Origin of the sequence: Millisia brevis NBRC 105863 (assembly GCF_001552615.1) — a bacterium.
Classification (GTDB): domain Bacteria; phylum Actinomycetota; class Actinomycetes; order Mycobacteriales; family Mycobacteriaceae; genus Millisia; species Millisia brevis.
Genome location: NZ_BCRN01000003.1, coordinates 69,171 through 82,601 on the forward strand (window position 1 = coordinate 69,171; position 13,431 = coordinate 82,601).

Annotated in this window: 11 protein-coding genes; 3 read left to right on the plus strand and 8 right to left on the minus strand. The window is 70.4% G+C overall.

Annotated elements, in window-relative coordinates:
* Nucleotides 1–50: 50 nt before the first annotated feature.
* Nucleotides 51–770, minus strand: a complete 720-nt coding sequence (locus tag MB1_RS05170; protein ID WP_066904474.1) for a maleylpyruvate isomerase family mycothiol-dependent enzyme — start codon at nt 768–770, stop codon at nt 51–53.
* Nucleotides 771–907: 137 nt separating this feature from the next.
* On the opposite strand from MB1_RS05170, the gene MB1_RS05175 reads away from it, so the two are divergent.
* Both MB1_RS05175 and MB1_RS05180 read left to right on the plus strand, forming a co-directional pair.
* A complete protein-coding gene (locus tag MB1_RS05175) occupies nt 908–3,349 on the plus strand; it encodes a dynamin family protein (RefSeq protein ID WP_218000189.1) in 2,442 nt (813 codons plus the stop codon).
* A complete protein-coding gene (locus MB1_RS05180; protein WP_066904477.1) occupies nt 3,346–5,010 on the plus strand; it encodes a GTPase family protein in 1,665 nt (554 codons plus the stop codon). Before MB1_RS05175 ends, MB1_RS05180 begins: the two co-directional genes overlap by 4 nt.
* Before the next feature lie 140 nt (nt 5,011–5,150).
* Here the strand turns inward: MB1_RS05180 and MB1_RS05185 are convergent, their stop codons facing one another.
* From MB1_RS05185 to MB1_RS05215, 7 genes are all read right to left on the minus strand, one after another.
* Nucleotides 5,151–6,215, minus strand: a complete 1,065-nt coding sequence (locus MB1_RS05185; protein ID WP_066904480.1) for a phosphotransferase family protein — start codon at nt 6,213–6,215, stop codon at nt 5,151–5,153.
* On the minus strand, nt 6,212–7,471 hold the full coding sequence (locus tag MB1_RS05190; RefSeq protein WP_066904483.1) for an acyl-CoA dehydrogenase family protein: 1,260 nt from the start codon (nt 7,469–7,471) through the stop codon (nt 6,212–6,214). Before MB1_RS05190 ends, MB1_RS05185 begins: the two co-directional genes overlap by 4 nt.
* A 210-nt stretch (nt 7,472–7,681) precedes the next feature.
* Nucleotides 7,682–8,326: a TetR/AcrR family transcriptional regulator gene (locus tag MB1_RS05195; protein ID WP_174531937.1), complete on the minus strand. Its 645-nt coding sequence runs from the start codon at nt 8,324–8,326 to the stop codon at nt 7,682–7,684.
* A gap of 140 nt (nt 8,327–8,466) precedes the next feature.
* Entirely contained in the window at nt 8,467–9,240 is a 774-nt protein-coding gene (locus MB1_RS05200; RefSeq protein ID WP_066904487.1) for an aquaporin, read from the minus strand.
* A 50-nt stretch (nt 9,241–9,290) separates the two neighbouring features.
* Complete coding sequence (locus MB1_RS05205) at nt 9,291–10,139, minus strand: transglutaminase family protein (protein WP_066904489.1); 849 nt, start codon at nt 10,137–10,139, stop codon at nt 9,291–9,293.
* Entirely contained in the window at nt 10,136–11,101 is a 966-nt protein-coding gene (locus MB1_RS05210; RefSeq protein WP_066904492.1) for an alpha-E domain-containing protein, read from the minus strand. The genes MB1_RS05205 and MB1_RS05210 overlap by 4 nt, the downstream gene beginning before the upstream one ends.
* The gene (locus MB1_RS05215; RefSeq protein ID WP_245650052.1) at nt 11,102–12,634 is read right to left on the minus strand and encodes a circularly permuted type 2 ATP-grasp protein; all 1,533 of its coding nucleotides are present in this window, start codon (nt 12,632–12,634) and stop codon (nt 11,102–11,104) included. It abuts the gene before it with no gap.
* Between the two features lie 463 nt (nt 12,635–13,097).
* On the opposite strand from MB1_RS05215, the gene rpsT reads away from it, so the two are divergent.
* Nucleotides 13,098–13,358, plus strand: a complete 261-nt coding sequence (gene rpsT / locus MB1_RS05220; protein WP_066904495.1) for a 30S ribosomal protein S20 — start codon at nt 13,098–13,100, stop codon at nt 13,356–13,358.
* Nucleotides 13,359–13,431 lie beyond the last annotated feature (73 nt).

Consider the following 13,431-nt stretch of genomic DNA (forward strand, 5'->3'; position numbering starts at 1 on the left):
GCCCGGGGTTCGGCAGGGTGTCGGTTCTCACCGCGCTCCCCGGCGAGCGGTCAGGGAATGATGCCGGAGCCCAGCACGCGGCGCACCGCATCGGCGTCGCCGGTGATCGTCACCCGCGGGTCGTCCGGGGCGATCCGTCCCCACATCAGCGGCTGGAGCACCGACGCGGGGCCGCTGACCTCGGCCACCGATCGCTCCCCGATGAGGCGGCTGTGGTCGCCCGCGATGAAGGTCACCCCGGCGTCGATCGCCTCGATGCGGCCGAGCCGAACCTGACGGGGGTAGAAGACGTCGGCGATCTCGAGAATTCCGTCGATCGCCGCGGTCTCGTCCGGCAACGGCCACGGGTCCCCCGCGGCGGCGGCGAGGTCGATGCGGTGGATCGCGACCTCGTGGGCCTGGCGGGTGAACCAGAATCGGGCGACCCGTGGCTTGGGGCCGAAATGCCAGACGGGGGTCTCGGGGTCGGTGACTCGCAACAGGTCGGCCAAGGCCCCGGCCTGCTCGGCGTACCACCCGCTCAATGCGGCGGCGTCGGTCTTCTCGGGCGGGGTGAAGGCGCCGTCGGGGGTGCCTTCCCGGATCGCGTGGCCGACCCACTGGTGGACCTCGCCGAGATGCAGGATCAGATCGGTCACGGTCCATCCCGGGCAGGTCGGCACCGGGGCGGCGACGTCGACATCGACAAGCCGATCGGCGATCGCTGCGGTATCGCGCTCGTACCGCGCGAGCCCTTCCGGCGGGGTCAGCACGGACGGTGTGGAGGTCATGGCCCCATCCTCGGGCGTCGGCATCGCCCTGTCGACCACGTTTCCGCCCGGTTTCCGCCCGCGCTCGTGCGGCAATTCAGGGACACCATGTCCGACCTTCGAGACATCGGCGGTGGCGCTCCGGCAGACTGACGTTTATGACAGAGCCGGACGAGGGACGTCCCGCCCAGCCGCCCGCACCGCAGCGCGGCGCCGGACCCGCGTCGACGGGTCGTCCGGACACCGGGGGCCGACCCGATGTGTGGTCCGATCCGCGGACGGACGCCCGCCCGGAGTGGGACGCGGGGTCGGACGCCCTGTCGGAGGAGGAGACCCCGGCCTACGGCCGACCGGCGGTGCCCGACGACCGCCGGATCGAGCAGGCGCCCCCGTTGCCGCATCTGCCGGCGACCATCGGGCAGTGGGATCGCATCCAGCCGCCCGCACCCACCTACGAGCGGGCCCCGCTGCCGCAGGCCCCTCAGCCCGGCTACGACCCGCGCTCGACCGGCCCGTCCGCGCCGCCGCCGGACACCGGTTGGGGCGAGATCATCGACGACCCGATCGCCGAGGCGACCCGGCACGAATATGCCGCCCGGTCGGAACTGTTGCGCACCCTCGACGTGGTGCGCGGCCGGCTCTCGGCGATGCGGCTGCCGCTCGACGGCGCCCGGGTCGACGAGTTCCGTCACCTGCGCGAAGCGACGGTCAACCAACTCGACGACTATCTGCTCCCCCGCCTGCGCGCCGAGGGCGCCCCGCTGCTGGTGGTGGTCGGCGGCTCGACCGGGGCGGGCAAGTCGACCCTGGTCAACTCGATCCTCGGTGCCCCGCTGACCCGGCCGGGGGTGCTGCGCCCGACCACCCGCTCCCCAGTCCTGGTGCACAACACCGGCGACGCGCCCTGGTTCGGCCCGGAACGGGTGCTGCCGAATCTGCCGCGCATCCACGCCAAGATCGTCAACCCGGCATTCGGGACGCCCGAGCCGCCGAAGCCGGATGCACCGGAGGATGTGCGCAGCCTGCGGTTGGTGCCCTTCGCCGGGATGCCCGCCGGGCTCGCGCTGCTCGACGCCCCCGATATCGATTCGGTGGAGCGGGCGAACCGGGAGTTGGCCGCGCAGTTGTTGGCCGCGGCGGACCTGTGGCTGTTCGTCACCACCGCCGCCCGCTACGCCGACGCGGTGCCCTGGGATCTGCTGACCGCCGCGGCGAAGCGGCACGCGCAGATCGCGCTGGTCCTCGACCGGATCGACCTGGGCGCGGACGCGGTGGTCGCCGATCTGCAGCGGATGATGCACGAGAACGGCCTCGGCGACTCGCCGCTGTTCGTCGTTCCCGAATCGCCGCTCGACGCCGAGGGGATGCTGCCCGAACGGGCGGTCGCGGAGGTCTCCGGCTGGCTGACCGACCTGGGTGGCAACTCCTCGGCCCGCGACGAGCTGGCCACCGCGACCCGCGACGGGATGATCGCCGACCTGGTCGGCCGCCTCGACGCGTTGTCCGCGGCGGGCGACGAGCAGATCGCCGCCCTCGACCGGTTGAAGGCGATCGTGGCGGTCGCCTACCGCGACGCGCACCGGCAGATGGCCGAGGCGACCACCGACGGGGCGATGCTGCGCGGCGAGGTGCTCGGCCGTTGGCAGGACTTCGTCGGCGCGGGCGACCTGATGCGCTCGATCGAGGAGGGCATCGGCAAGGTCCGCGACCGGATCGGCTCCTTCCTCAAGGGCAAGCCGGCCGGTGCGGTCGAAGTGGAGACCGCGATCGCGCACGGGCTCGAGGCCGTCGCGCTCGACGCGGTCGAGACCGCCCGCGAACGGGTGATCGCCGGGTGGCGGGCCGACCCCGCGGGCTCGGCGGTCCTGGTCGACAACACGCTGCCCTTCGCCGCGACCGGCGGAACCGCCGAGCTGCGGGCGCTGATCACCGGCCAGATCCGGGGCTGGCAGCAGGACGTGCTGGCCCTGGTGCGCGAGCAGGGTGAGGACCGGCGGGGGCTCGCCCGGGCGGCGTCGTTCGGCGTCAACGGGCTGGGCGTCTCGCTGATGGTCCTGGTCTTCGCGGGCACCGGTGGCCTGTCGGGCGCGGAGATCGGCATCGCCGGTGGCACCGCGGTGATCGCGCAGAAGCTGCTGGAGGCGACCTTCGGCGACGACGCGGTGCGCCGGCTGACCAAACAGGCACAGGAACGCCTGGAACAACGCCTCGATGTGCTGCTCGATACCGACTCGCGGGTCGCGATGACCCGACTCGACGCGATGGCGATCACCCCCGGCGACGGCGAGGCGCTGCGCCGCGCGGCGGCCGATGTGGTCGGTGCGGCGCGGGCCGAACGTGCCGCCCGCCCCGCCCGGGCGATCTCCCGCGGTCCCGACCCGTTGGCGCTCGGCCAGAGCCTTCGCGGCGCGCAATTGCGCGGGGTGCCGATCGAGGCCGCCGAAGCCCGGACCGCGCTGCCCGCCGGCGAGCGGATCGCGGACGAGGCGGCTCGGGAGCAGAAGCCGGGGTTCTGGAAGCGGCTCTTCGGCGCCCGCCCGGAGCCGCAACCGCAAGACCCCGCAGCCCGCCCGCGACCGGATGCGGAGGGACGCGGATGAGTCCCCGACGTTCCGGTCCGAGCCTGGCCGAACGCGCCGAAGCCCTGCAGGAGGCGATCCGGCTCGGCGCCGGGCGGCTGCCGCAGACCGCGCTGGCACCGGCGCGGGCGATCGTCGAACGCGCCGCGCAGCGGGCCGCGCTCTCCGGCGAGCACACCGTCGTCGCGCTGGCCGGGGCGACCGGCGCGGGCAAGTCGTCGGTCTTCAACGCCATCGCCGGCAGCGAGATCACCCGCACCGGGGTGCAGCGGCCGACGACGTCGAACGCGCTGGCGGTGGTGGTCGGCGGCGGGGGCGGTGACGTGCTCGACTGGTTGTCGATCCACGAGCGGCACCGCCTCGAGCCGAACAATCGGCTGGCCGACGGGCTGATCCTGCTCGACCTGCCCGACCACGACTCGGTGGTCGCCGATCACCGCATCCGGGCCGACTACCTCACCGAACGCGCCGACCTGCTCATCTGGGTGACCAACCCGCAGAAGTACGCCGACGCGATCCTGCACGACCGCTACCTGCGCCCGCTCGCCGGGCACAACGCGGTGGTGCTGCTGGTGCTCAACCAGATCGATCGCCTGAGCCCCGCCGAGGCGCAGTCCTGCGTCGCCGACCTGCGGTCGTTGGCGGCCAAGGACGGGCTGACCGACGTCACCGTGCTCGGCGTCTCCGCGCATACCGGCGCCGGGATGGATCAGCTGCGGTCGGTGATCGCGGACGCGGTGCGCCGGCGGGAGGCGGCGACCGCCCGGCTGATCGCCGATGTGCGCCACTCCGCCCGCGATCTGCTCGACGCGACCGTGCCGTCGTCCGATGTGCCGAGCGGCAAGGTCCGCGAGGCGGCGGCCAAGGCGCAGTCGCAGTTGATCGACGCCCTGGAGACCGCCGCCGGGATCCCGCTGGTGGTCGACGCGGTGCGCGGGTCGTCCGAGCGGGACGCGATCGCCGCGACCGGCTGGCCGCCGACGCGGTGGGTCAACAAGCTGCGCGCCGACCCGCTGCGCCGGATCGGTCTGCGCGGGCTCGGGATGTCCGGCAAACGTCACAGCGAGGCGCAGGCCGAGTTGGTGCGCACCTCCCTGCCGTCGGCGTCGCCCGCGGCGCGGTCCGCGGTCGCCGGGGCCGCGCGGCGCTACGTGTCGGTGGCGACGGCCGAGTTGCCCGAGCCGTGGGGTGAGCAGGCCCGGGCGATGGCGGTGGTGCGGGCCCGCGATCTGTCGGACGACCTGGACGTGGCGATCGCAGGGACCGCGATCGAGGCGAGCCGGGTGCCGATCTGGCAGCAGCTGGTCGGGTTCCTGCAGTGGGCGCTGATCGCGCTGGTGGTCGTCGGGTTCACCTGGTTGGCGATCCTCTTCGGCTTCGCCTACCTGCAGATGCCGGAGCCGCCGACCCCGATGCTCGGCCAGTTCCCGTTGCCGACGGTGCTGCTGGCCGGCGGGGTCTTCGCCGGGTTGGTGCTCGCCCTGCTGTCGCGGCTGCTCGCGATCCTGGGCGCCTCGCGCCGCGCCTCGGCGGCGCGGACGCGGCTGCGTGAGAGCGTCGAGCGGGTGGCCCGGGAGAAGTTGACCGCCCCGATCGAGGCGGAGACCGCCGCCCTGCACACCATCCGCGAGCGCGCCGAGGTCGCCGCGTCGGAGACCAAGGGCCGCCTGAGCCTGGTCTGAGCCCGCCTACCTACGTCACCGCTCCGCCGACACCACCGCCAAGCGCGCCCCGGCACTCCGCCACCCCCCACACCGCTGGCCGCGTTGGGGAGTTCTGCATCCACCGGGTGGACGCAGAACTCCCCGAACCCGGCTGCGGCTCAGCCGGAGATGATGCGCAGGCCGGTGGCCAGCAGCGGCGCGACCGAAGCGCCGACCCGGTCGGGGGCCTCGGCGTCGGCGCTGCGCCCGGCGCCCTCGGCGGTCCGGCGGCGATGGTCGATGCCGGCGGCGATGATCGCCAGCTTGAAGTACCCCAGCGCCAGGTAGAACGGCCAGCCGACGAGGTCCCGACCGGACCGGGCCGCGTAGCGCTGAGCGATGTCGTCGGCGGACGGCAGCGCCGGGGAGGTCCACGCGGCGGCCAGGCCGAGGACGTCGTCGAAGTCCGGGTCGCGGTAGACGCACATCAACGCCACGTCGCTGAGCGGGTCGCCGAGGGTGGACAGCTCCCAGTCGACCACCGCCAGGATCGTGGTCGGCTCGTCGTGGTCGACCATGACGTTGTCGATGCGGTAGTCGCCGTGCACGATCGAGGTGCCCTGCTGCTCGGGCAGCGCCTCGACGAGGCGGTCGTGCAGGGTGGAGACGTCGTTGTCGCGGGTGTCGTCGTCGAAGCGGACGTGCTGCCACTGCGATCCCCAGCGCCGCACCTGGCGGGCGAGGTAGCCCTCGGGTCGACCGAAGTCGCCCAGGCCCACCGCGGCGGGATCGACCGCATGCAGATCCGACAGGGTGGTGACCAGCGCGTCGATCGTCGGCGACACCTGCGCGGCCGGTACCCCGGCGAGGTCGTCGGCGGTGCGGATCACCCGGCCGTCGACGTATGCCACCATCGCGAACGGAGCGCCCAGGACCGTGCCCTCGGCGTCGACCGTCACCGTCGGGGCGACCGGAACGGCCGTGGACCCCAGCGCGTCGACCACCCGGTATTCGCGGGCGACGTCGTGCGCGGACGGGGTCAGCCCGGACAGCGGCGGACGGCGCAGCACCCAGCGGGAGGCGTCGTCGGCGACCAGGAAGGTCAGGTTCGACCGTCCCCCGGACAGCAGCCGGCCGGTCAGCTCGCCGCTGCGGGCGACGCCGATCTCGCGCAGATGCGCGTCGAGCGCGGGCAGGTCGAGGCCCGCGAGATCGGTCGAGGTCGGTGGGGTCGCGGCGGTCATCGAACCATCTCCGGCTCCGGCGTCGCGACGAGGGCGGCGTTGCCGGCGCCGGACTCGGCCGCGGCCCGCCGCGACGCGCTGAGCGCCCGCTTGGCGATCGAGAAGCGGTGCACCTCGGAGGGGCCGTCGTAGATCCGGAAGGGCCGCACCTCGCGCATCAGCCGCGCCAGCGGCAGGTCGTAGGACACGCCGAGCCCGCCACACATCTGTGCCGAGCGGTCGACGATGCGGCCGATCGCCTCGGAGCCGAAGGTCTTCGCGATCGACGTCGAGGTCCCGGCGTGACCGCCGAGTTCGAGTTCGGCGCAGGCGGTCATCAGCAGCGCCCGGGTGGCGGCGATGTCGATCTCGTTGTCGGCGACCAACTGGTGCACCATGCCCAGCTCGGCCAGCGAGGAGCCGAAGGCGCTGCGGTTGTTCACGTAGTTCAGGGCGATGTCGTGGGCACGGCGGGCGGCGCCGAGCCAGCGCATCACGTGGGTCATCCGGGCCGGGCCGAGGCGCACCTGGGCGCCCGCGAAGCCGGCGTCGACACCGCCGAGCACCGCGTCCTCACCGACGATCAGGTCCTCGAAGCGCACCTCGCAGTGGCCGCCGATCATCGCGCGGTCGAGGGTCTCGATATGCCGTCCCACGGTGATGCCGGGGCTGTCGGCGGGGGCGAGGAACATCGTGGCTCCGCCGGGATCGCCGGGTTCACCCGAGGTGCGGGCCATGATGATGAAAAAGTCGGCACCGTCCGCGCCGGTGATGAAGTGCTTGTCGCCGGTGATGCGCCAGGTATCGCCCTCGCGTACGGCAGCGGTCCGCAGGGCGCGCGGGTCGGCGCCCGCGCCGGGGCTCGGTTCGGTCATCGCGAACGCCGAGCGCACGTGGCCGGTCGCGAGCGGCGCGAGGTAGTGGGCGCGCTGCTGCGGGGTGGCCAGCTTGTCGAGCATGTGGGTATTGCCCTCGTCGGGGGCGGCGATGTTCAGCGCGACCGGGCCGAACAGCGAGTAGCCGGCCTCCTCGAACAGCGGCGCGTGCTGGGTGATCGGCAGCCCGAGTCCGCCGTACTCGATCGGGGCGTGCGGCGCGAAGATGCCGGCGGCCTTCGCCTTGTCCTGCAGTTCGACGCGCAGCTTGTCGCCACCGGCGGCGACGATGTCACCCCCGGAGGCGTCCTCGACGGGCAACACCTCCTCCCGGATGAACGTGCGGGTCCGCTCGATCAGATCGGCCAGCGCGGCAGCGTCGATTGCGGTCGGTACGGACATCGGACCTCCGGGGCAAATGTGGATCCGGTAACCGGGATCGGCCACCGACCGAGCGATCGCTCGGTTCGTTCACGATGACATGATGCGGGTCGAGCGTCAATGCTGCGACGGCCATCGGGGCGGGGTTCGGGCGAGAGGTGACGCTGCGGCACCCGGCGCGGGCCGCACCGATCCGGGTCGGATCGGATGCCGCATCCGGACACCGACGGGTCATGACGGTCGGTATCCGACGAGGCGCCGGGCCAGCTCCGCGTAGCGCGGAACGAGTTCGTCGACCGACATCGCTCCGCCCGGGCGATACCAGGAGGCCACCGCGACACACATGGTGACAGCCGCTCGGGCCGCGTCGAGGGGGTACTCCGCGGCGAAGACCCCGGCGTTCGCCCCGTCGACGACGATCGTGTCGACCTGCCGCTGTTGGCGATCGCGTTGGTCGATATGGCGGGCGCGGGCCTCCGGTTCGAGACTGCGCAGCTCGCTCGACGTCACGAAGGCCTGGTTGCGCCGGTGCATATGGAAGCGCAACAACGACTCGATCACCGCGTCGTAGCGCGCGAGCGGTTCGTCGCCGGCCTCGCGTTCGGCCGCGAAGGAACGGGACAACAGCTCGTCCATCGACGCGTCGACGATGCCCGCCAGGAGCGCTTGTTTGGACGGGTAGTGGTGGTAGAGCCCGGGCACGGACAATCCCGCACGGCCGGCGACCTGTCGGATCGTGGTGCCGTGATAGCCCTGCTCGGCGAAGACCTCGAGCGCGGCCGCCAGCGACGCGGGCAGGGCGGAGCCGTCGTAGTGCCGCCACTGCCCGGTCGAAGCCGCGTGCTCGATGATGTCGACGGGATCGGCCATGCTCATCAGGCTAGACACCCGAAGGACCATCGCGCGGTCGGATCGCCCATCCCGGACACCATCGCTGCCGGGTCGTCGACTCGACCGAACGACAACGGCCGCCGCATCCGAGGATGCGGCGGCCGCGCCGTGACGAGTTCGCTCGATCAGAGCTCGATCTGCTGCCGCCCGAAAACGCCGCGGTAGACGAAGGCACCGATGATGCCGCCGATAATCGGGAAGACGATGAACACCCACACCTGCGCGAGCGCCCCGTCCTGGTACGGCGCGACGGCGAGGCTGCGCGCCGGGTTGACCGAGGTGCCGTCGACCGGGATGGCCAGGATGTGGATCGCGGCCAGCGTGAAGCCGATCGCGACACCCGCGAAGGGCACCTCCGACAGCTGATCGGTCGAGCTCAGCACGACGAACACCAGCACGGCCGTCAGGATGACCTCGATGACGATCACCGCGCCGATGCCGTAGCCGTTCTGCAGCACGGTGCCACCGGCGTCGGCTATCGCCGACGGACTGTGCGCGCCGAACCCGTTGGCTCCCAGACCGTCCACGGCCCGGTCGTAACTCGGCAGACTGCCGGCGACCGCGAACAGCACTAAGCCCGCCAGTAGGCCACCGACCACCTGGGCGATGATGTACAACACCGCCTTGGTCGCCTCGATACGGCCGATCACCAGCATCCCGACCGTGACCGCGGGATTCACGTGGCAACCCGAAATCGGCCCGATCGAATACACCAGGAACAACAGGGTCAAGCCGAATGCGAGGGCGATTCCCAGGAATCCGACTTTACCGCCGGCGATTACCGCCGTGCCTGCGCCGAAAAACACCAGAAGGAAGGTGCCCACCGCCTCGGCGATGTATTTCTTGACGTCCGATATCGCTTCCGGCTCGGTGAATTCCTGAGCGGTCGATTCGGTCATGGGCGAACTCCTCGGTCCACTTCGAGAGACGGGCAGGGTCGCCGCGGACCTTACGCCAGCCGTGTGACTTCCGCCAGCACATCCAGGTCTGTCGAACGTCCTCCCGAAATAATCCCCTTCAGGGGCGGAACGTCGGCATAGTCGCGTCCAAGCCCGACGGAAATATGCTGTTCGCCAATCTCCGTCGCGTTGGTCGGGTCGTACCCCCACCAGGTGCCGGTCCAGGCTTCGATCCAGGCGTGACTCTGCCCTTCGACGGTTTGTCCGATTTCCGCCTCTTTCGACGGGTGCAGATACCCGGAGACGTAGCGCGACGGAATACCGATGCTGCGCAACATCAGCAAGGTCAGGTGTGCATAGTCCTGGCAGACGCCCTTGCGTTCCTTCCACGCGTCGACCGCCGAGGTGTGCACACCGGTGGTGCCGGGCACATAGGACATCTCGTCGTGCACGAAGCGACTGATCGCGATCACCGCGGCCATCGGGTCCAGACCCTTGGACAGCTTCTTGGCCAACGCTCCGAGTGCACGATCCCGCGGCACATAGGTTGTCTTGCTCAGCCATTCGTCGTAGCGATCGGTGATATGCGGCCCCGCCAAATCGTCCCAGTCGAGCACATCCTCCGGATCCGGAAGCGGTAGAACGTCGGTCTCGACGATCGAGGATCCCATCACGACGAGGGAGGTATGCGGTGCGTGCAGGTCGAAAGCGGTAACCGCGGTGCCGAAATAGTCGTCGTAGCGATAGGACCGAGTGGCCGGTTCCGTTTCGACGCGATTGACGATCACATTCTGACGATGGTCACTGCGCGGACTCAGCCGAGCCTCGTTGAAGGAAGAGGTCACCGGCGCCTCGTAGGAATAGCCGGTCGTGTGCACCACACGAAGTCGCCAACTCATACGTGCTCCTCCTCGAGGTTGTAGCTATTGCCGCTACCGGTCCAACTGACGTACGCGGTGGGATGGAAATACAATTCGCCGATCGCTTCGCCGACCTGAATACAGGTCTGCTGCAGCGCATGCAGGCGGGTCTGCAAATCCTCGAGCAGGGCGGCCTGCGGCAGGAATTCCAGTTCGCTGCGCGCCCGGCCCAACATGCGGCGGACCTCCGCCCGCGCACCGGTGTGCACCTGCGAACGTTGATCGAGCTGTTCGAGGCACCGCTCCGCCTGGGACAGCGCGAAGAGGACCGAGCGCGGGAACTCCCGGTCGAGCAGCATGAAGGACACGATGCGCCGCGCGTCGAGGGCACCGCGATGACTGCGCAGGTATGTGTCGTGCGCTCCGGCCGCGCGCAGCACCGCGACCCAGGTCGGCGAGGTCGGCCGCTCCCCCGCCCGCGAGAGCAGCAACCGGATCATCATGTCGACCCGCTCGATCGACCGGCCGAGCAGCAGGAAGCGGTAGCCGTCGTCCCGGACCAGCGTCGAGTCCGCGAGCCCGGCGAAGGTCGCCGCCCGCTCCTCGACGAACTGGAGGAATTCGTGCGGACCGAGACGTCGCGCCGCACGGGTGCGTTCCGACAGCGCGTTGTAGGTGGTGTTCAGGCACTCCCACATCTCGCTGGAGGTGACCTCGCGGGCGCCGCGGGCGTTCTCGCGCGCCTCGGATACCGCATCGGAGATCGAACCGTTGCCCTCGCGCCCGAAGGCGACCAGATCGGTCAGCGACCAGACGTCCAGGGATTCCTCGGGCTGATCGAAGCCGAGGACCCGCAGCAGGATGCGCGAGGCGGCGTCCGGGTTGCGGGTGGAATCCTCGAGCAACTGGTGAACCGTGACGTCGAGGATGCGCGCCATGTCATCGGCGCGTTCGACGTAGCGGCCGATCCAGTACAACGACTCGGCGTTGCGTGCCAACATCTACAGAACCCCTTCCGTGCGTCCGGCCTGCTGCTGCTGTTGCTGCTGCTGGGTGAGCAGGGCGACGTCCGGTCCGTGCTCGGCCGGTGGCGCCTCGGCGGGCTCGCCGACGAGTTCCTCACCACCGAGTTCGCGTTCCTCGGACGAGGCACGGGTGGCGAGCACCCAGGTGTCCTTGCTGCCACCGCCCTGGCTGGAGTTGACCACGAGCGAGCCCTCGGGCAGCGCGACGCGGGTCAGCCCGCCGGGCAGCACCCAGATGTCGTCCCCGTCGTTGACCGCGAACGGGCGCAGGTCGACGTGGCGGGGGGCGAGGTCGTCGCCGACCTTGGTGGGCACGGTCGACAACTGCACCACCGGCTGGGCGATCCAGCCGCGCGGGTCGGCGCGGATCTTACGGACCAGCGCGTCGAGTTCCTTGGTGGTCGCGTCGGGTCCGAAGACGATGCCATAACCGCCGGAACCCTCGACCGGCTTGATCACCAGTTCGTCGATGCGGTCGAGGACCTCCTCGCGCTCGTCGTCCAGCCAGCAGCGCAGGGTGTCGACGTTGGCGAGCAGCGGCTTCTCACCGAGGTAGTACTCGATGATCGTCGGCACGTAGGTATAGGTCAGCTTGTCGTCGCCGACACCGTTGCCGACCGCGCTGGCGATGACGACGTGTCCGGCGCGGGCGGCGTTGAGCACGCCGGGAACGCCGAGCATCGAGTCCGGCCGGAAGTGCAGCGGATCGAGGAAGTCGTCGTCGATGCGCCGGTAGATCACATCGACCCGCTGCTCGCCCTCGGTGGTGCGCATGTAGACGACGTTGTCGCGACAGAACAGGTCGCGGGCCTCGACCAATTCGACGCCCATCATCCGGGCGAGCAGCGAATGCTCGAAGTAGGCGGAGTTGTAGACGCCGGGGGTCATCACCACGACGGTCGGGTCGGCGACGTTGACCGCGGCGGCGGCCCGCAATGCGCGCAGCAGGTAGGTGGCATAGTCGCCAACCGGCCGCACCCGATGGCTGCTGAACAGGTCGGGGAAGACCCGCGCCATGGTGCGTCGGTTCTCCATCACATAGGACACGCCGGACGGCGAGCGCAGGTTGTCCTCGAGCACGCGGAAGGTGCCCTCGCTATCGCGGATCAGGTCGATACCGGCGACGTGGATGCGCACCCCGTTCGGCGGCTGGATCCCGAAAGCGCTGCGGTGGAAATGATCACAGGAGGTGACCAGACGCTTCGGGACGACGCCGTCACGCAGGATCTGCTGGTCACCGTAGATGTCGTCGAGGAACATCTCGAGCGCCTGGACCCGCTGCCGGATGCCGCGTTCGAGCTTGGACCACTCGTTGGGCGCGATCACGCGCGGCACGAGGTCGAGCGGGAAGGGCCGCTCCTTGCCGGACAGCGAGAAGGTGATGCCGCGGTCGATGTAGGTACGGCCGAGCGCGTCCTGGCGAGCCCCCAACTCCGCGGGCGGGATGGGCGCCAACGCCTTGTACAGCGACTTGTATGCCTGCCGCACATCGCCCTCGGGCTCGAACATCTCGTCGAATGCCCCGTGATAGCTCTCGACGCCGAAGTAGTCGTCGAAGACGGTCGGCCCCTTCGCGGCCTTCGATCGCTGCGACTGCTTCTGCTTCTTGGGCTTCTTGGCCGGTTCCGGCGTCGACACGTCCTCCGACTCGGCGCGGTCTTCGCCGGCCACCGTTGTTGATCGCGCACTCATGACCGCTATCGTGCTACACCGACGGCTAGTCGGCTGGTCAACGCGAACGACGACTCGTCGGTCTCCGGCCGCCGAACGTTCACGCGGCGGTCCGGTTTGGGACCTACCCGACACCGCTGGTATCCTCAATGGTCGGCGCGTGTCCAGCCGTTATCGGGCATGCCCACCCACGACTTGGGCCGGACCCTTCCGGCCGACGGATACACAACAGAAGTTCCAGCTTCGGCCCGTCCACCGACGACGCCGGCCGGAAAACCAGCAATCGAACAGGAAACAACGCGTGGCCAACATCAAGTCCCAGGTGAAGCGGATCCGCACGAACGAGGTCGCTCGCCTGCGCAACCAGTCGGCGAAGTCGGCTCTGCGCACCGCCATCCGGTCGTTCCGTGAGGCCGCTGCCGCGGGCGACAAGGACAAGGCCGCCGAGCTGGCGAAGGTCGCCGGGCGCAAGCTCGACAAGGCCGCCGGCGCGGGCATCATCCACCCGAACCAGGCCGCCAACAAGAAGTCGGCGATCGACCTGGCGGTCAACAAGCTCTGACGTTCCCGCGATCGCGGCTTTCGAAGTCGCCGATCGCTCCGGTGCGTGGAACTTCCGTTCAACGACCCGGCTG